General features: G+C 56.7%; 16 protein-coding genes. 12 read left to right on the forward strand and 4 right to left on the reverse strand.

The genetic code is table 11. The features are described from left to right. Position 1: 1 nt before the first annotated feature. Genes LG198_RS10810 through LG198_RS10830 form a run of 5 tightly spaced genes read left to right on the forward strand, consistent with a single transcriptional unit; the run spans position 2 to position 5,016 of the window. Positions 2-673, forward strand: coding sequence for an aminomethyltransferase family protein (locus LG198_RS10810; RefSeq protein ID WP_230343193.1), 672 nt, complete (start codon positions 2-4; stop codon positions 671-673). Positions 674-696: 23 nt separating this feature from the next. Continuing rightward, positions 697-2,076, forward strand: coding sequence for a type III glutamate--ammonia ligase (gene glnT, locus LG198_RS10815; protein WP_230343194.1), 1,380 nt, complete (start codon positions 697-699; stop codon positions 2,074-2,076). 26 nt (positions 2,077-2,102) lie between these two features. After that, positions 2,103-2,999, forward strand: coding sequence for a class II glutamine amidotransferase (locus LG198_RS10820; protein ID WP_230343195.1), 897 nt, complete (start codon positions 2,103-2,105; stop codon positions 2,997-2,999). Continuing rightward, a complete protein-coding gene (locus tag LG198_RS10825; RefSeq protein WP_230343196.1) occupies positions 2,987-3,679 on the forward strand; it encodes a GltB/FmdC/FwdC-like GXGXG domain-containing protein in 693 nt (230 codons plus the stop codon). The genes LG198_RS10820 and LG198_RS10825 overlap by 13 nt, the downstream gene beginning before the upstream one ends. Before the next feature lie 2 nt (positions 3,680-3,681). After that, positions 3,682-5,016 carry an FMN-binding glutamate synthase family protein gene (locus LG198_RS10830; protein ID WP_230343197.1) on the forward strand — a complete coding sequence of 445 codons (1,335 nt, stop codon included), beginning with the start codon at positions 3,682-3,684 and terminating at the stop codon, positions 5,014-5,016. A gap of 463 nt (positions 5,017-5,479) precedes the next feature. Here the strand turns inward: LG198_RS10830 and LG198_RS10835 are convergent, their stop codons facing one another. The 4 genes from LG198_RS10835 to LG198_RS10850 form a co-directional block, all read right to left on the reverse strand. Beyond that, entirely contained in the window at positions 5,480-6,097 is a 618-nt protein-coding gene (locus LG198_RS10835; RefSeq protein ID WP_230343198.1) for an ANTAR domain-containing response regulator, read from the reverse strand. Next, the gene (locus LG198_RS10840) at positions 6,090-7,256 is read right to left on the reverse strand and encodes a transporter substrate-binding domain-containing protein (RefSeq protein WP_230343199.1); all 1,167 of its coding nucleotides are present in this window, start codon (positions 7,254-7,256) and stop codon (positions 6,090-6,092) included. Before LG198_RS10840 ends, LG198_RS10835 begins: the two co-directional genes overlap by 8 nt. Positions 7,257-7,310: 54 nt before the next feature. Next, a complete protein-coding gene (locus LG198_RS10845; protein WP_230343200.1) occupies positions 7,311-8,330 on the reverse strand; it encodes an aliphatic amidase in 1,020 nt (339 codons plus the stop codon). Positions 8,331-8,684: 354 nt separating this feature from the next. After that, positions 8,685-9,110: a hypothetical protein gene (locus LG198_RS10850; RefSeq protein ID WP_230343201.1), complete on the reverse strand. Its 426-nt coding sequence runs from the start codon at positions 9,108-9,110 to the stop codon at positions 8,685-8,687. Between the two features lie 240 nt (positions 9,111-9,350). On the opposite strand from LG198_RS10850, the gene LG198_RS10855 reads away from it, so the two are divergent. The 7 genes from LG198_RS10855 to LG198_RS10885 all read left to right on the forward strand — a co-directional run bounded on the left by LG198_RS10855 (position 9,351) and on the right by LG198_RS10885 (position 18,327). Next, on the forward strand, positions 9,351-10,649 hold the full coding sequence (locus LG198_RS10855; RefSeq protein ID WP_230343202.1) for an ABC transporter substrate-binding protein: 1,299 nt from the start codon (positions 9,351-9,353) through the stop codon (positions 10,647-10,649). A 38-nt stretch (positions 10,650-10,687) separates the two neighbouring features. Further along, entirely contained in the window at positions 10,688-11,404 is a 717-nt protein-coding gene (locus tag LG198_RS10860; RefSeq protein WP_230343203.1) for an ABC transporter ATP-binding protein, read from the forward strand. 47 nt (positions 11,405-11,451) lie between these two features. Continuing rightward, positions 11,452-12,177 (forward strand): ABC transporter ATP-binding protein, encoded by a 726-nt coding sequence (locus tag LG198_RS10865; protein WP_230343204.1) that lies wholly within the window; start codon positions 11,452-11,454, stop codon positions 12,175-12,177. A gap of 4 nt (positions 12,178-12,181) precedes the next feature. Continuing rightward, positions 12,182-13,069 carry a branched-chain amino acid ABC transporter permease gene (locus tag LG198_RS10870; RefSeq protein ID WP_230343205.1) on the forward strand — a complete coding sequence of 296 codons (888 nt, stop codon included), beginning with the start codon at positions 12,182-12,184 and terminating at the stop codon, positions 13,067-13,069. Positions 13,070-13,071: 2 nt separating this feature from the next. Beyond that, entirely contained in the window at positions 13,072-14,709 is a 1,638-nt protein-coding gene (locus LG198_RS10875) for a branched-chain amino acid ABC transporter permease (RefSeq protein WP_230343206.1), read from the forward strand. Positions 14,710-14,762: 53 nt separating this feature from the next. Beyond that, complete coding sequence (locus LG198_RS10880) at positions 14,763-15,911, forward strand: porin (RefSeq protein ID WP_230343207.1); 1,149 nt, start codon at positions 14,763-14,765, stop codon at positions 15,909-15,911. 82 nt (positions 15,912-15,993) lie between these two features. After that, complete coding sequence (locus LG198_RS10885; RefSeq protein WP_230343208.1) at positions 15,994-18,327, forward strand: LamG domain-containing protein; 2,334 nt, start codon at positions 15,994-15,996, stop codon at positions 18,325-18,327. The last annotated feature ends 61 nt before the right edge of the window (positions 18,328-18,388 follow it).

Consider the following 18,388-nt stretch of genomic DNA (forward strand, 5'->3'; position numbering starts at 1 on the left):
CATGCAGACAGAAAAATTAATCACCCCGATTGCCCATGCTTTTCCGGTTGGATCAGTTGCATGGGGTGTCATCAACGGCATGCAGGTGGTGACACGGTTTGTGGGTAGTGATGAGGAAGAAGCCAGGAAAGAGTTTTTGGGAATTGCCGACGCCAGTTTTCTTGGCAAGTTTGGCGTAAAGGGACGTAACGCAGCGCAGTGGTTGCAAGACCAGGGCATTGTTGTTCCCGAGCAGCCTAACAGCTGGGCTGGTAACGCCGATGGCAGCCTGGTGTTGCGGCTGGGCGGCAGTGAATTCCTGATCGAGAATGCGCCGGGCGGCAATCTTTGCGAAAAGCTGCTTAAAGCAGATGCAAAGCCGGCAGGTGTATACCTGGTACCACATGTTGAAGCGTCGTTTGTGTTGAGCGGCAACGCGGTACAGGAGTTGTTTGCGGAAGTATGTTCAATTGATTTAACTCGCGCTGCCCTGGGCGTACAAGAAGTCGTCATGACTCAATTTGCCGGGGTAAGCGTAGTCCTGATGCACCAGGACCTGGAGGGGGAGGCCCGCTACAGGGTGTGGTGCGATAGTTCGTACGGTCCATATTTGTGGGAAGTGATGGCAGGCATAGCTAACGAGCACAGTGGCGGACCAATTGGGATAGGCAACTATTTCAGTGCCTATAAATGAATAAATCGGACTCGGAGAGTTATATGAAAACAGTAGACGGAAAGTTCACATACCAACCAAGCACTCCTGCCCAGGAGCTGGCTGAAGCAGAGCAGTTCCTGGCGGAAAACAATGTGAAATACGTGCTGGCGCAGTTTGTGGACATTCACGGCGTAGCCAAGGTGAAGTCGGTGCCTGCCGCCCATTTGCGTTCCATCCTCAAGGGAGGCGCGGGTTTTGCCGGCGGTGCCATCTGGGGCATGGGCATATTGCCCAACGGCCCCGACTATATGGCAGTGGGCGACCTGTCCACCCTCAGCCTGATTCCATGGCAGCCGGGATACGCGCGCATCATTTGCGACGGCCATGTGGAAGACAAGCCTTACGAGTACGACTCGCGCGTGGTGCTGAAAAAACAGATCGAGCGCCTGAGCGCGAACGGGTGGACGCTGTACACCGGCCTAGAGCCTGAATTCTCCCTGCTTAAGAAGGACGAGAAGGGCGGCATTCATCCCTGTGACGATAGCGACACCTTGCAGAAGCCCTGTTATGACTACAAGGGCATGACGCGGCAGGCGGAATTTCTTGAGCGCCTGACTGAGGCCTTGATCGCGGCGGGCCTCGATGTGTACCAGATAGACCATGAAGACGCCAACGGCCAGTTCGAGATCAATTACACCTATGCGGACTGCCTGCGCAGCGCGGACGACTACATCCTGTTCAAGATGGCGGCCAGCCACATCGCCAATGAGATGGGCATGATCTGCTCATTCATGCCCAAGCCCTTCGGCAACCGCCCCGGCAACGGCATGCACATGCATATGTCTATAGGCGACGGCAAAAAGAGCTTGTTCCAGGACGACGCGGACAAGACCGGCCACGGGCTTTCGCAGCTGGCCTATCACTTCCTGGGCGGCATCCTGCACCACGCCCCGGCACTGACCGCGCTGGCGGCACCCACCGTCAACTCGTACAAGCGCCTGGTGGTGAGCCAGTCGCTCACCGGATCCACCTGGGCGCCTGCTTATATTTCCTACGGCAACAACAACCGCTCGACCATGGTGCGCATCCCTTATGGCCGCCTGGAACTGCGTTTGCCGGATGGCAGCTGTAACCCTTACCTGACCACGGCTGCGGTGATCGCAGCCGGCCTGGATGGCGTCAAGCGCGAGCTTGACCCCGGCGCGGGGCACTCCATCAACCTGTTCGACCTGTCATTCGCGGAAATGAAGCAGCATGGTATCGGCATCCTGCCGCAAAACCTCAACGAGTCGCTGGATAAGCTTGAAAACAACCAGGTGCTGCGCGATGCCTTGGGCAATTCCCTTACCGAGGAATTCATCAAGCTCAAGCGCGCCGAGTGGATCGACTATCAACGACATGTATCGGATTGGGAAATCAACCGCTACATCGAGTTTTTCTAAAAATTTGGATTCTGAAGGAGAACATCATGTGTGGAATCGTTGGATTGCTGGTAAAGAACCAGAAAATGCGGGCCAATATTGGCGAACTGATGCTGCCTATGTTGATCGGCATGACCGAACGCGGCCCTGATTCCGCCGGCCTGGCGATTTTCGGCGCGCCCGTGGACAACAGCGAGCGCAAGTTCAGCCTGTATTGCGCCTCCCCCGAATTCGACTGGGCCAAGCTCAGTGTCGACCTCAACAACGGCCTCAAGGCCGATGCCAAGGTGGAAGTGAAGGTCAACCACGCCGTGGTGACGACCAACACCAGCCCAGAGAGCGTCAAGGCCTGGCTCAAGGAACATTATCCGCAGGTACACCTGCTGTCCGTGGGCCAGCTCATGGACATCTACAAGGACACCGGCACCCCGGCCCAGGTGGCCAGCCGCTATGACTTCTCCAAGCTGTCAGGCAGCCACCTGGTGGGCCATACCCGCATGGCGACCGAGTCCGCGATCACCCCGTCGCATGCCCACCCGTTCACCGCGGGCGAGGACTGGTGCCTGGTGCACAACGGCTCCCTTTCCAATGCGCACAGTATCCGCCGCAAACTCGAGCACGAAGGCATCTCGTTCGAGACCGACAACGACACTGAGGCTGCCTGCCGCTTCCTGCAATGGCGCATGCGCGAGGGCGACGACCTTAAGACCGCGCTTGAGCATGGCTTTGAAGAGCTGGACGGTTTCTACACCCTGCTGATGGGCACCAAGGACCAACTGGCGCTGGTGCGCGACCCATTCGCCTGCAAGCCCGCGATTGTGGCCGAGCACGACGACTATGTCGCGATCGCGTCCGAGTTCCGCTCGCTGGCCCACTTGCCCGATATCAAGAACGCCAAGGTATTCGAGCCTGCACCAAAGGAGATGTACGTATGGAAGCTGTAACATTTGACCTGGAAAAAACCCCGCTGCGCGAGGTGAACCAGTACCTGCACAGCGATGCTGCCGAGCTTGATGGCAAGACGGTCACCATCACCAACCCAGGCGGCACACACAACATTGCCGTCGGCCTCAAGGCTGATGTCGATGTGGTGATCGACGGGCACGCAGGCTATTACGCCGCCGGCATGAACCAGGTCGCCAACGTGGTGATCGAGGGCAGCGCCGGGACCGGCGTGGCCGAGAACATGATGTCCGGCCGCGTGCATGTGAAAGGCTTTGCCTCCAATGCGGCAGGTGCCACTGCACAGGGCGGCCTGCTGGTCATCGACGGCGATGCGGGTTTGCGCTGCGGCATTTCCATGAAGGGCGTCGATATTGTTGTCGGCGGCTCTGTCGGCAGTTTCTCAGCTTTCATGGCGCAGGCAGGCAACTTGGTGATCCTGGGCGATGCCGGCGAAGCGCTGGGCGACTCCCTCTACGAAGCCCGCATCTTCGTGCGCGGCAATATCCAGAGCCTGGGGGCCGACTGCGAGGTCAAGCCCATGGATGAAGAGGCACGCCAGATACTGGTCAAGCTGTTGAAAGAATCAGGCCATGCCGATGTCGACCCTGACAGCTTCACGCTGTTGGGCTCCGCCCGCACGCTGTACAACTTCCACGTAGATAACGCAGGAGCCTATTAATCATGAGCGACGCACCAAAAATCCCGCAAACCGAGCCGCGCTACTCCGCGACTTTCGACAAGAACACCGCGTCTGAAATCCGCCGTGCCGCTGCTACGGGTATTTATGACATTCGCGGCGCAGGTGCCAAGCGCAAGCTGCCGCACTTTGACGACCTCCTGTTCCTTGGCGCCTCCATCAGCCGCTACCCGCTTGAAGGCTACCGTGAAAAATGCGGCACGGACGTGATCCTGGGCAACCGCTTTGCCAAGAAGCCCATTCACCTGAAAACCCCGGTGACGATTGCCGGCATGAGCTTCGGCGCATTGTCCGGCCCGGCCAAGGAAGCATTGGGCCGTGGCGCAAGCGCCGTCGGCACCAGCACCACCACCGGCGACGGCGGCATGACGCCGGAAGAGCGCGGACAGTCATCCATCCTGGTCTATCAATATTTGCCTTCCCGCTATGGCATGAACCCGGACGACCTGCGCAAGGCCGACGCGATTGAAGTGGTGATCGGCCAGGGCGCCAAGCCGGGCGGCGGCGGCATGCTGCTGGGCCAGAAGATCAGCGACCGCGTCGCCAAGATGCGCTGCCTGCCCAAGGGCGTAGACCAGCGTTCTGCCTGTCGTCACCCTGACTGGACCGGCCCGGACGACCTGGAAATCAAGATTGCCGAAATCCGCGAGATCACCGATTGGGAGAAACCTATCTACGTCAAGGTCGGCGCGACCCGCCCTTACTTCGACGTAGCGCTGGCCGTGAAAGCCGGTGCCGACGTCGTGGTGCTGGACGGCATGCAGGGCGGTACCGCAGCGACGCAGGAAGTGTTCATCGAGCACGTGGGCATTCCCATCCTCGCGGCAATCCGTCCCGCAGTGCAGGCGCTGCAGGATCTGGGCATGCACCGCAAGGTGCAGCTCATCGTCTCCGGTGGCATTCGCAACGGCGCTGATGTGGCTAAGGCGCTGGCGCTGGGCGCGGATGCCGTGGCAATTGGCACGGCCGCATTGATCGCGCTGGGCGACAACGATCCCCACCTGGAAGAAGAGTACAACAAGCTAGGCACCACTGCTGGCGCATATGACGATTGGCATGAAGGCAAGGACCCGGCTGGCATCACCACCCAGGATCCTGAGCTGATGAAGCGCCTGGATCCGGTCAAGGCCGGCCGCCGCCTTGCCAACTACCTCTCGGTGCTGACCATGGAGGCCCAGGTGATTGCGCGCGCCTGCGGCAAGTCGCACCTGCATAACCTGGAGCCGGAAGACCTGGTTGCGCTTACCTTAGAGGCTTCGGCCATGGCCAAGGTGCCGCTGGCGGGTACCAACTGGATTCCTGGAGTAAGCCAGTTTTAGTTGTATTTGTTGTACTGACGTTGTTGGGTTGTCCTAGGTACATGCAAGGTAAGTATTCCACTGTCGAGTCTGCCGGGTTTTCCTCCTGGTAGTTTGATTGGCGCGTTGCTTTGCATGTACCCATTTTTTTCAGGTAAAACCGGGTGGCTTCTCATACAATCGTGCCGTTGTGGCTAGGCTGCCATAGGGTATCGCCAAGTTTTATCTCCAATACTCACCATCTTCCACCCAGTACCAGCTCCTGACCGAGGAGGGCTACTTCTTTGGTTGTAATTCTTGAGGGTAATAGCCTGTTTGCTGGTAGTGGCTGACAATAATCAGGCTTTTATTAGCGATGCCTGCTTCATGTTCATCATATGGAGTATTGGAAAGAGCCGCATCCGGAGCAAGCCTTTGCTCAGATGTGCCTCCTTCATTTTTTCACGAACGATAGAGTGCTCTCATGCGGGATGCCAGCAAAAACTCAGCTGGATAAAATGCCATCGGCATGGATGATGGCGCGGGCGATTTCTTCTATGGTGGTTCGCTTCAGCATCGCTTGCTCGCGCATCACCTTGTAGGCTTCGGTGATGCTGATGTTGCGCGTACGCACCAAGATGGCCTGGGCGGCGCTGATCTGGTTTGCGGCCTGCAGTTTTTGCTCCAGGCGCTGGTTGCGCTTGGTGAGCGTCTTGATCTCCTGGAAATGATGGATCGCCAGGATCAGCGTGGCGAGGATGCCGCTGGCATGGATGGGACTTACCAGGATGCCGTGGCTGCCCAGGCTCGTGGCAGTGTCGAGGGTAGTGGGGTTTTCATATTCGACAATGCCGATCAGCGGAATGGGGGAGGATGGGCCCAGCCACGCAGGTTTTTTCTTGGCGCTGGCTTCGGCATTGAGCAGGAAAAACACGATATCGGTATTTTCCGGCAGTTCCGCGAGCGGCGGCCACATGGTGAGGGCCTGGCAACCAATGCGCTGCAATTGCTGCACCAGCGTGTCGCGGTTTTCGTCCTTGGGATGGAAAATCATGATGCGCGCATTGCGCAGGCCGCGGAACAGGTCCAGCGTAGAGCGCTGGCTTTTGCCGGGGCTAGCCATACAGGGCCTCCGGCGGACGCTGCAATAGATTCCATTCTTCCCCGGTATGGGTTACCAGATAAGGGTCGGGTTCCACGCCGCTGGGTGCCGATTCGGCAATGATGTCAAAGTTGCCTTCCTGGTTGACGCGGCCCAGGCGCGGGTTAAGGCGGGTGTGGTGGTTGGCCGGATTGATCGCGATCTTGCCTTGCAAGGCGTGGTATTCGCGGCCCAACAGGTGCGGCAGCAATGCATCATAGGCATCGTCGCCCGCTTCGCGCATGGCCTCGGCGAACAGGTGAGTCTGGAAATAGGCGGCTTCCCAGCACATATTGGGTTCGATTTCCTCACCGAATTGCTGGTGGAAACGGGCCAGGCAGGCCTGGTTGTGCTCGCTCGCAATCGACTGGAAGTAGGGGGCGGACGTAATGTGCCCGGCCGCGATCCTGAGGCCCATTTCGGCAATCTCCGCCTCGCAGGTGGTCAGGCTCGCAATCGGCGTTTTCGAGGCGTCAATCCCGATGTCGGCATAGGCTTGGTAGAGCATGCGCGTGGCTTTGCCCACGACGGTGGAGAACACGAAATCCGGCGCCTTGGCCTTGATGTCCTTGACGATGCCGATAAAGTCCTTTTCGCTCGCATCCAGCGGCACATAGCGTTCCGCCAGCTTCTTGCCTCCGGGCACCTCCAGGATGAAGTCGCTCATGATGCGGTTGGATTCGTAAGGATAGATGTAATCGCTGCCGATCAGGTAGATGCGCGCGCCGTAATGCCGGGTCATGTAATCGGCTAGCTGGGCGCTGTTCTGGTTGGGAGCGGCACCGGTGTAGATCACGTGGGGCGAGAATTCGAAGCCCTCGTAAGGCGTGGGGTAGAGCAGCAGCCTGCGCCATTTTTCCACCACGGGAATCACCGCCTTGCGGGTGCTCGACATGTAGCAGCCGAAGATCACATTGACACAGTCGTCCCGAATCATGCGCTCGGCGAATGCCTGGTATTGCTTGGGAATGCCCTGGGGGTCGTAATAGATCGGCACCAGCTCACGTCCATTGATGCCGCCTGCCGCATTGATCTCGCCGATGGCGAAGAAGGTGGCAAATGCCTGCGAGCGTTCAATGGTCGCCGTGGTCCCGCTGGTCGAAAACAAGACGCCAACATGGATAGGATCGGAGTTCGCCATTGCTTACTTTCATGCTGCGCCCCGGCTGGGCCGGGGCTGGTTGCTGGACAGGCCCTAGTTAGGCAACCCCTCGATCGGTGCTTCCTTGGTGCCCAGGGTAGTGCGTGTAAACGACTCTACCACTTCACGCGCGCCTTGTGGATCCTGCACCCATTTTGCATAGAAGCTGTAAGGGCATTCCGCCACGCCGTGTTCGCCGTCCTTGGAGTTGAGTACGCCGGTGTAGCCGCGGTGCAACAGCTTGAACAGGTGATTCTCGGACTGGCCATGTTGGCGGAAGTCGCGGATCAGGTGCTTGCTCAATGCGGCATATTGCACGCCGTTTTCCTCTTCGCCGCATTCGCCCAGTGTGCGGCCGTCAAAGCCGACGATGGCGGAGTGCCCGAAGTAGGAATACACGCCGTCAAAGCCCGCGGCATTGGCGACGGCGACATAGGTGTTGTTGGCGAATGCCATGGCTTTGCTGATGAGGATTTGCTGTTCCTTGGCGGGGTACATATAGCCCTGGCAGCGGACGATGAGTTCAGCGCCCTTCATCGCGCAATCACGCCAGATTTCCGGGTAGTTGCCGTCATCACAGATGATCAGGCTGACCTTCAGTCCCTTGGGCCCCTCGCTGACAAAGGTTTCCTTGCCGGGATACCAGCCCTCGATCGGCACCCATGGCATGATCTTGCGGTATTTCTGCACAATCTCGCCCTGGTCGTTCATCAGGATTAATGTGTTGTAGGGTGCCTTGTTCGGGTGTTCCTCGTGCTGTTCGCCGGTGAGCGAGAATACGCCCCAGACCTTGGCCTTGCGGCAGGCCTCGGCAAAAATCGCAGTTTCCGGGCCGGGTATGGTGGTGGCGTTGTCGTACATCTCCTGGCCGTCGTACATGATGCCGTGCGTGCTGTATTCGGGAAAGATCACCAGGTCCATGCCTGGCAGTCCGGCCTTCATGTTGACCACCATGTCCGCGATCTTCTTGCAGTTGTCGAGAATCTCGGCCTTTGTGTGCAGGCGCGGCATCTTGTAATTGACTACTGCGACGCCGACGGTATCGTTACTGCTGGAAATATCACCATGTATCATTTTCTTGCTCCTTGAGTAAATTGATTCGTAAAAATCCAGGCTTCCCACGCTAGCGACAGGCGAAAAAAAAGCTCGCCAACCGTGTTGAAACGGTTGGCGAGCTTTTTTGCTCTGACCATTACCAGCGCTGTTGCTGGTATGGAAAAAATGTCAGGACGCCGCTGTTGGCATGAGTAATCCTTGGGTGGAAATGTAGTCCTCTTTTTTGCAGCCGTCAACAGGCATGGTGTTGATCGCTTTAAGAACGGCTAACAAAACCCTCCTGGCGTTGTTGCCTTGCCGTACTACTTGTACTGCCTGCGGCAAAGCGTCTAGCCAGGATCGCTTCGCTGAGTTTTGTTAGCCGTTCTAAGTTTACTTGCGCAGTTTCTCGATGTGATTGTAGAAACGTGCCGGATCAAACTGTTTCAACCCGGGATGTTCATTGGCGCCTTGAATCCCTGCCAGGCGGGCTGAGTCTGGCAGCGTCAGCTCGTTGGAAAGGTTTAGGTGAGGGTATGTCCCCCGAATGTCGGGATGAATCTCCGCCGCCACGATGATGTCGCCATACATCACCAATGCCCCACCCCATGCGCGTATCAGGCCGCGTTGGCTGACTGGAACCTCGCGCACTCCAGCCGTCTTGATTTGCGCGTCCAGCCAGGCATAAGCGATTCTGATGCAATCGTTGTTCTGATGCACGGGAACAAAGCCCGCGTAATTTGCCCTTGCCTTGGCAAGTGCAATGGTTTCGTCCGATAGCATGGTTTGTTCTTTTTTTTCGATGGCCCATTCTGCCATAGTTCAAGCGCTTGCTCCAATTGGCAGGTATTCCAGTCTTTTATGAATATGGCCGGCCTCGGGTGATCTGTTGCATCCCCAGTCATGCGGATCATCATCCGCATGACTGCATTCATCAGCCGAATCGCCATTTTTTGTGTATTTCCGCCCAAAAACCGTACATTTGAACGGTGTTTTTCTGATTTTCCCCTCGCTAGACTTTGACTCATCTCATTTCAAGTCACCAGCGAGGAAATCAGTATGGATACGAATTTTGAGCGCAGGAATATCATGAAGGTTTTGGCAGCGGCTTCTGCCGCCGCTGCAGCCCCTCTCAGCACGCTTGCCGCTGCGGCTGATGGCAGTCCGCCGAAGAAACCCTCCGGCAAGCCTATCGTACTTGGCCTGACTATTTCGACAACGGCAGCGGCTGGGGTTGCGGACCATGCCGACCATATGAATGGCTCGATTCTCGCGCAGGAAGAGATCAATGCCAATGGCGGGATTCTCGGCCGTCCGTTGGAGCTGCGGCCGATTGATGTCGACCTCCTGTCGGCAGAAAGCTGCCAAGCCTCTGTCCGCAAGCTGGTGGACTTGAAAGTGCATGCGATCAGCTCGCCTTTCCTGTTTGTGCCAATTCCTGCAATGGATGCTTCGGCCAATTACAAGTGTCCTTATGTCAATGGCAATACCCAGCGTGCGGCGACTGATCTGGTCGCCAAGTATCCCGAAAAGTACAACCACATCTTCCAGATGGATCCTTCCGAGGTGTTCTACGGGGAGACCTTTCCGGTGTTTCTTGAAAGCCTGGAAGCCAGTGGCAGCTGGAAGCCGAAGAACAACAAGGTGCATATCGTTCAGGAGCAGATTGCCTATTGTCAAACCATCTCTCGTTCTTGCCAGGAGGCGCTCAAGAAGAGTCGTTTCGAGCTCGCCAAGGTGACGGATATCCAGTATCCGGTGCAGGACTGGGGCAGCGTGATCCGGGAGATCAAGAAGACGGGCGCCGGTACGGTGATGATGGATCACTGGGTGGCTGCCGAGTATGCCGCATTCTGTAAACAGTTCCGGGCAAACCCGCTCAAGGGGACGTTGATTTACTTGCAATATGGTCCGTCGCAGCCTGAGTTTCTGGAGCTGACAGGGAGCGCGGCTGAAGGCTTTGTCTGGAGTACGGTGCTGGGGGTTTACGCGGATAAGAAAGGGCAGGCTTTCCGCGGCAAGTATCAGAAGCGCTTCCCGGCCAAGACGATGGGGCTGTGCTACACGGGCGGCGGCTACGACATCGTCAATATGCTGGCCCAGGCCTGGAATGCCGTGGGCTCTCCCGATGATTTCAAGGCCGTGAACGACTATCTCCGCAAGACCGCATTCCGGGGCGTCTGCGGCTGGTCCTACATGGGGAATGCTAGGCAGGAAGCGCGGCATTTCCCGGTTGGCACACAGAGTATCGATAGCGGCATGAGCCAGCTTTACTTCCAGGTCCAGGGCGGCAAACACAAGATTATTTACCCGCCGCAACTCAAGGAAGTCGATTTCAAGCCCGCCCCCTGGATGTAACCCAGGCTTCCATACAACGATTCTATTGGGTTTGGGTGATGACAGTTCTATTTGAAGGCAGGGATATCAAGCTGGAGCTCGGCGGACGGGAGATCCTGAAAGGCATTTCGCTTTCCGTGGAAACGGGCGAAGTGATGGGGATCATAGGCCCGAATGGCGCGGGAAAAACCAGCCTGTTTGAAGTATTGAGCGGCCGGATTTTCCCCAAGAGCGGCCAGGTGTTGTTCAAGGGGCAGGACGTGACATCCATGCCGCTTTTCAAGCGGGCGCGGCTGGGGATCGGGCGCACGTACCAGACGCCGCTGGTTCCGGATGAGCTCCGGGTCGGTGAAGTATTGAAGGCAGCACGCCAGGCTTATCTCCCATATCTCACCAGCCATGATGCCGAGTGGGGCCTGGATCTGGTGAATCTGCAGGTGGATTTTGACCAGTATGCCCGGGAGCTGGAAACGCTGAACCGGCGCAAATTGCTATTGGCATGCCTGCTTATGAGGCGCCCGCCGCTGTTGCTGCTGGATGAGCCGGCGGCAGGCCTGATCAATTCCGAAGTGGATGAGCTGGATCACCTGATACGCCTGCTTTCGAAGGAAATGGGCGTCTCCATCATCATTGTGGAGCACCGCATGGAGTTGCTGGAAATGATTGCGGACCGGGTCATGGTGATGGATGCGGGAGAGCCGATTGCCGAGGGCTCCCTGGCCAGCGTCCTGGCAAATCCGCAAGTGCATGCAGCCTATTTCGAGAACGTCGAGTAAAGACATGGGGAAGATGATGAGGGATGGCATTCAATGGGGGATCTGCTGTGAGTGAGCGAAGAGAAATCCTCAATATCAATGGGCTTTCTGCCGGGTGGGGGCCTATGCGTGTCATTCATGACCTGGATCTGGTTGTTTACGCCGGTGAGCGCATCGGCATCGTGGGCTTGAACGGCCATGGCAAATCCACCCTGTTTTCCGCGATTGCGGGCATGACGGACTGGCAGCGCGGCTCCATCAAGCTTAACGGCAAGGAAGTAGGGGGAACCCGCAGCCAGGGCCCCGGCCGCTATACGCACCTGGTGGTGAGGCAGGGGTTAGCCCTGATGCCGCAGGGCGATGAGATTTTTACAGGCCTGACGGTGGAGGAGCATCTGGATAGCGGCGCTTTTACTCCTGCCGCATGGCGTGATCGCAAGGCGCGCAAGGAAAAGATCCTGGAGATATTTCCCCCGCTGCGGAAGTTGATGAGTACTCCGGTCGGGCGCTTGTCAGGCGGCGAGCGGCGCATGGTGTCGCTAGGGCGGGGCTTGATGTCGGATGCCTCACTTCTGTTGGTGGACGAACCCTCACTGGGGCTGGCGCCGAAGATTGGCAAGGGCGTCATGAAGGCGTTGATGGAAATCCAGTTAGGCAATTCCGCGATGATCATTGCGGAGCAGAACATGGCCTTGCTTGAGGGGCAGGTGGATCGGGTGATTGGCATGCATGTGGGGAAACTGAAAGGCGAGGCATCCACTTCGCTTGCCCATGAATCAAGAAGGGAGGTATAGGGCCATGGATATTGATATCGGTTTTGTTGCCATCACGGCGGTCACTCTGGCCTGTATATACGGCACCCTGGCAATCGGGGTGTCGATCACCTGGTCCAGCCTCGGCCTGATCAATATGAGTTACGGGTTTACCTTTGCGACATCAGGTTATGGGGCCTGGCTGGTCAGTGAATATATTTCCTCATCGGGGCCGGTCGTGATTCTGGGAGGAATCCTCACCGGTGCGCTGGTCGGCGTGCTGGTATGTGCCGTGGCCTTCATCCCCATCCACGATAAACCCAACTTCACGGTGCGCGGGCTGATTGCATCGCTGGCGTTGAGCCTGATCGGCACACAGGCATTGCTTTATTTCTTTGGGCCGCAATCGAAAACGCTGCCTCCATTGTTTGGGGACTGGGAGCTTGAGCTCGGCGAGGTGGTGCTGACTGCCGACAAGGGCGGGGCGATCCTGACCTCCATCCTGATGCTCACCCTGGCTTTGTGGTGGATGCGTTCCAGCCGTCGCGGGCTTGAAATCCGGGCCATGATGATGAATCCGCATGCTGCCTCGCTGGTGGGAATCGGTGTCCGCCGTACTGGGTTCTATGTCATGGCCTTGACCGGGGGGCTTGCCGGCCTGGCATCCGTGTTGCTGTCACAGACTTACTTTGTCAGCCCTTTTTCCGGTGTCACGCCTTTGATCAAGGGATTGAGCGTGGCCTTGTGCGGCGGGCTGGGCAGTGTCGGGGGAGCGATGATTGCCGCCGTCATGATTGGCGTCAATGAGGCGCTGACGGCCGACATCCTCGGCGGGCAATACATCCTGATTACGCAGTTCCTGCTGATCATCTTGGTCCTCATTATCCGTCCGCGCGGTATCGCCGGCATTCTCGATAAACAACGCGAGGCGTAATCATGGCAAATCTCTGGAAAAATCCCATCGCCAACTGGGGCGTCAAGGAAGAGGTGGACAATGCGCCGACCATTCCATGGACCTCTCCCATCAAGCCCTGGATTGAGACGGTCAAGGCGAAACAGAAGCTGTATAAGGTAGGGCGCCTGCGCTACTACTATAAATTCCCCGGACACGGGGCCAGGACCTGGCACCGGTGGCGCTATCCCTTCACGCGCCGGCGTATCCTGAATATTCGCGGCGAGTACAACGCCAAGAGCCTGCGCCGGGAAAAGACCATTCTTGACCGACGCCCGGTGTACTGGGTGCTGAGTTTCCTCGCCATGCTGATGGCACCCTTGTTCATGCCGGTCAGTTTTGAAAGCACATTGCTCAATGCGGGCGCGGTGTTCTTTATTTATGCCGCCATTAACTTGTGCTGGACATTGGTGATCGGTACGGCAGGCATTTTCTCGCTGGCCTCCATGGCCATCGTCGGGGCAGGTGCCTATGGCGCTGCATATCTATCCCTCACACATGGACTGCCGTGGTGGTCACTGCCGATGGTGGGGTCTGTGATTGGCCTTGTCTTCGGCATCCTGATCGCATTGCCGGCAACGCGGCTGGAAGGTTTTTATTACGCGCTGCTCACTTTGGGGCTGGTCGAGCTGTGCCGGGTGTATGTGATCCAGTCGCGCACTTTCGGCTCCGCAACCGGCGGCGTCTATGGAGCGGACAGTTATTTGCCTGACGGCATCAGCGAACTCAGCGAACTGACCATCAGCTACTACGTGTGCTTTGTCGTCATGTTGGTGGTGCTGTTCATGTTCCGTTTCATTCAAGGCAAGCGCCTGGGCCGCATCCTGCGCATGGCGCCTGAAAAGCGCGAGGCGTTTGCCGAAGCGACAGGTGTGAACTACCGCTGGGCGCGTATCCAGGTCTTCATCATTACTTCAGTCGTATTGGGCGCGCTGGGCGGGGTATACGCCAGCCATTTCCACGGCGCGTCTCCTTCGCTGTTTTCCATGGATGCGGTCCTGCTCGGACTGGCGATGCTGGTGATTGGGGGAATCGGGCGCTCTGAAGGGGCCGTGTTCGGAACATTGGTAGTGGTGATCATCGACAAGGTCTTTATCGAATGGGGGCCACTGCGATTGATCCTCATCGGCCTGATCATGCTGCTGGTGGTGTTATTCCTGAAAGGCGGGGTTTTCGGGATCAAGCAGCAGTTTCGCGCCTGGCGCAACAAGAAGAAAAGTGAAAACCGTTCAACTCGTGCAGAAAAAGGTGGGGAAATGTTACCTGAAGAAGCTACAGAAACACATGACAAGGACCAGATATTCATGCGCCGCTTTGACAAGATGCAGCGCGACTACCTGAAGACGCTGGTGACTGAGGAAATCATTGAAGAGCACAAGCGCAGCCCGCTGGGGCAGCACAGCGAACCACTGGAGCGCCTGCTCACTTATTTCCGCAGGCAACCGCAAAGCGACAAATACGCCATCGTGGCAATCGAGCTCTACAAGTCCTACCGCATCATTGCGATGTCAGGGCAGCGTGGAGTGCCGCCCCGCGTGGTGGAAGACAAGATCTATACATCAGAAACAGAAGCCTATCACGCTGTGTTCATGCGTCGTGTACAGGACTTATTGGAGAGTTAATGCCTAAAACAAAATCTGCGAATCAACCACGTTAATTTTTTAAGGATTTTGTGATGAAGAACAGGCTTAGAAACAACCTTTTACCATCCATGATGCTGGCCTGTAGTGTGGGCCTGGCTTCCACTGCGCAAGCAGGCGGGACCATCAATTTTGGTGAAGACAAATGGGTGTCGCTGGGATTTGGCATACGTACAGCATTTACCAGTACGGAGGATGCTGCACCTAATGAACATTCCAGAAGCAAGGATTTTGATCTGGATATTGCCCGTATTTATCTATCGGCATCCTTGAATCAATACATCAAGGGAACCGTGACCCTGGACAAAATGGGGGAAGACTCACTCAAGGTCATTGATGCATACGGGCGCCTGGAGTTCATGCCGGAATTCAACATCTGGTTTGGGCTGCTGCTGCCGCCTTCCGACCGCGTCAATATGGATGGGCATTTCTTCATGAACGGCTGGAGCTTCCCTGGCGTGGTCTCGCAATACCAGAACAAGCAAACAGGGCGTGATAACGGCATCTTGTTCTGGGGGAAGCTGCTGGACAAGCGGCTGGTGTATTCCGCCGGCATCTATGAAGGCAACCAGGCTTCAGCATTCGCGGGCAACAATGCACTGGACCCCAACCGCCGTGACAGCCTTATGTATGCAGGACGCCTGCAATATGACTTCTGGGAGGCTGACCTGGACCCAGGGTTCTACACCAGCAGCGTCTATTTCGGCAAGGACGTACTTTCCCTCGGGCTTTCCGGCCGTTACCAGAAGGATGCTGTCGGCAGTGTGTTCGCCAAGGATGATTACCTGGGCTACAACGTGGATTTCCTGCTGGAAAAGGTATTGCCCGGCGGTGTGCTGGATATCGAGGCGGCGGCATACCGATATGACTTCGATAACGATGCGGTGCTGGCGGGAGCGGATATCAATGGCATTAGCCGGGTGCAGGCAGGCAAGGCCTACCTTGGCGTCGTGTCCTGGATGTTTCCCCAGACAGTGGGATGGGGGAAGTTCCAGCCTTACACACGCTATCAGAAGTTTTCTGCCGACGGAAATGCCAGCTTGGATGTCAGGGAATACGACATCGGCCTGAACTACATCATCGACGGCCACAACGCACGTATCAGCGGTGTTTACACCAAAAACAAGACGGAAAATCAGGATAGCTACGACAAGTTTGTCGTTGGCCTTCAGCTGCAATTCTAACTACCCAGCCTGGGGTCATCGATGATGGTTCCAGGCTGCATGGTTGGCGGGTTTAAACGCTTTTTTCAGTCAGGAAATATGTATGTCTCAAATCAAGATATTCGGCTATACCGACAAAATCTCAGTTAAGCCTGGTGACGATATCGGATTCCATGTGAGTGTTGATGGTACGAAAAAAGTTGCTGCGCAATTGGTCCGTCTGATTCATGGTGACGGTCATCCGGATGGGCCCGGTTTCATTGAGCAAGAAATGCCTTGCCCTGTGAATGGCGAATGGGATGTGCAAAAGCAGTTTACCCAGGTGGGGTCATTCCTTAAGGTTGCCGATCCGGGTAATAAACTGGCACACAACGGAAGCTTTACGCTCTATGCCTATATCTGGCCGACGCTTCCTGACGTCGGCTTGAGGCAGGCACTGCTGGGGCGCTGGGATTGTTACAACAACCAGGGTTATTGTCTTGGTATCAATAAACAGGGGCTGCTGGAATTCTGGCTTGGCGATGGCAAAGAAGTGGATTATGTCGCAGCGGAAGTGCCTCTTGTTGCTAAGATGTGGTACTTCGTAGCGGTGAGCTATGATGCTTCGACCGGCAGGGCAACGTTGTATCAGGAAAGCGTTGCCAACCGCTATAACAGCCTGCTCGGCAAGGTCTCCCCGCTGGATTACCGTTCGCATGTGCGGGAAACCATGCGCTTCAAGGCCAACAATATCCCGGAAGTTCCCTTCCTCATGGCGGGCTCCCAGGACTGGCACGAACTCAGGGGACATTTTGTCAGCCAGGCCTATTGCGGGAAAATTGACCGTCCCGGTATGTATGGGCGGGCGCTTTCACGTGAAGAGCTGGACCAGCTCAAGTCAGGTAAACCGCCATCCCCAGATGGATTGCTTGCCCACTGGGATACCACCGCAGGCTATACCGACAATGGCATTGGGGACAAGGTCGTGGATGTGTCCGGCAATGATTTGCATGCGTACGGTTATAACCGGCCGGTACGCGCGCAGACTGGCTGGAACTGGAACGGCCGCAATGACAGCTTCCGGCTGGCGCCGCAGGAATATGGCGGGGTTGAGTTCCATGCCGATGCCATGATCGACTGCAACTGGAAACAAACCAAGAAGTTACGCATTCCCGATGATTTGCGCAGTGGGGTGTATGCCATCCGTTTGCGTGCGGACAACAGCAAACAGACAACGCAGGAACTGGATGAAGAGTACGTCGTGTTCTTTGTGCGCGCGAAACAGCCCAAGAGTGCGCTGGCATTGCTGATTCCCACTGGCAGTTATCTCGCCTATGCCAATGAGCACTTGAGTTTTGACGCCCAAATCATTCAGCCCATGAGCGGGCAGCCGCCTATCGTCTCGGCAGTTGATATCGAAATGTACCAGAATCCCGAATTCGGCCTCTCGACCTATGACAGCTACATGGATGGCGCAGGGGTTTGCTTCAGTTCCTATCACCGTCCCATCGTCAATATGCGGCCCAAGTTCCGGATATCCAGCATGGGCTCAACTTGGCAGTTCCCTGCCGATTTATCGATAGTCGGCTGGCTGGAGCACATGAAGTATGACTATGAAGTCCTCACTGAGGAAGACATCCACTTGGAAGGCCTGTCTGCCATGGCGCCCTACAAATGCATCATGACGGGCACCCATCCTGAATATATCTCGGAACGCATTCTTGATGCGCATGAAGATTTTGTCGAGCAGGGTGGCCGTCTCATTTACATGGGAGGCAATGGCTATTACTGGAATGTGGCGTATCGCGATGATGAACCATGGGTCATGGAAGTGAGGAAACTGGATTCAGGCATGCGTGCCTGGGCAGCCAGGCCCGGCGAGCATTATTTGCAGACGACCGGCCAGAAAAGCGGCATCTGGAAAAATCTTGGCCGGGCTCCGCAAAAACTGCTGGGTGTTGGATTCATTGGCGAAGGTTTTGAAACCGGTCGTCCATTCCGGCGCATGCCGGACAGCTACCACAGGACGGTATCCTGGATTACAGAAGGGATAGAAGGCGAAATCCTGGGGGACTTCGGCCTGGCACATGGCGGTGCTGCAGGTGTGGAGCTTGACCGCTACGACCTGAGCCTGGGTACGCCGCCACATGCCAAGATCATTGCCTCATCGGGCGGCCATACAGACAATTACTGCCTGTCGACGGAAGAGTTGTTGTATGCTCACCCTGGCGTGGGCGGCACCCAGGACTACAGGATCAGGGCGGATATCGTGTTTTTCACCGCACCCAACCACGGCGGCGTATTCTCGACTGGCTCCATCGCGTTCGGCCAGGCCTTGCCCGCCTATAATTTTGACAACAATATCTCCAAGCTCCTGGCCAATGTGGTCAATGCCTTCATCAAGCCGGGGCCGCTTCCCGGAGGCCATTGGATATCCAACGAAAAACAATGGCGCTGACGGGATCCAACCTGGATTAGCCTCTTCAAATTCAACCATCCTCCCCCTCGCCAGCTATCGC

Origin of the sequence: Methylobacillus arboreus (assembly GCF_020532725.1) — a bacterium.
GTDB classification, from domain to species: domain Bacteria; phylum Pseudomonadota; class Gammaproteobacteria; order Burkholderiales; family Methylophilaceae; genus Methylobacillus; species Methylobacillus arboreus.

Excerpts from the sequence above, each read along its gene's own strand:
- LG198_RS10830 (WP_230343197.1), top strand. The coding sequence starts at position 3,682 with ATGAGCGACGCACCAAAAATCCCGCAAACCGAGCCGCGCTACTCCGCG.
- LG198_RS10855 (WP_230343202.1), top strand. The coding sequence starts at position 9,351 with ATGGATACGAATTTTGAGCGCAGGAATATCATGAAGGTTTTGGCAGCG.
- LG198_RS10880 (WP_230343207.1), top strand. The coding sequence starts at position 14,763 with ATGAAGAACAGGCTTAGAAACAACCTTTTACCATCCATGATGCTGGCC.
- LG198_RS10850 (WP_230343201.1), bottom strand. The coding sequence starts at position 9,110 with ATGGCAGAATGGGCCATCGAAAAAAAAGAACAAACCATGCTATCGGAC.
- LG198_RS10860 (WP_230343203.1), top strand. The coding sequence starts at position 10,688 with ATGACAGTTCTATTTGAAGGCAGGGATATCAAGCTGGAGCTCGGCGGA.
- LG198_RS10875 (WP_230343206.1), top strand. The coding sequence starts at position 13,072 with ATGGCAAATCTCTGGAAAAATCCCATCGCCAACTGGGGCGTCAAGGAA.
- LG198_RS10840 (WP_230343199.1), bottom strand. The coding sequence starts at position 7,256 with ATGGCGAACTCCGATCCTATCCATGTTGGCGTCTTGTTTTCGACCAGC.
- LG198_RS10825 (WP_230343196.1), top strand. The coding sequence starts at position 2,987 with ATGGAAGCTGTAACATTTGACCTGGAAAAAACCCCGCTGCGCGAGGTG.
- glnT (WP_230343194.1), top strand. The coding sequence starts at position 697 with ATGAAAACAGTAGACGGAAAGTTCACATACCAACCAAGCACTCCTGCC.
- LG198_RS10820 (WP_230343195.1), top strand. The coding sequence starts at position 2,103 with ATGTGTGGAATCGTTGGATTGCTGGTAAAGAACCAGAAAATGCGGGCC.
- LG198_RS10810 (WP_230343193.1), top strand. The coding sequence starts at position 2 with ATGCAGACAGAAAAATTAATCACCCCGATTGCCCATGCTTTTCCGGTT.
- LG198_RS10845 (WP_230343200.1), bottom strand. The coding sequence starts at position 8,330 with ATGATACATGGTGATATTTCCAGCAGTAACGATACCGTCGGCGTCGCA.
- LG198_RS10835 (WP_230343198.1), bottom strand. The coding sequence starts at position 6,097 with ATGGCTAGCCCCGGCAAAAGCCAGCGCTCTACGCTGGACCTGTTCCGC.
- LG198_RS10885 (WP_230343208.1), top strand. The coding sequence starts at position 15,994 with ATGTCTCAAATCAAGATATTCGGCTATACCGACAAAATCTCAGTTAAG.
- LG198_RS10870 (WP_230343205.1), top strand. The coding sequence starts at position 12,182 with ATGGATATTGATATCGGTTTTGTTGCCATCACGGCGGTCACTCTGGCC.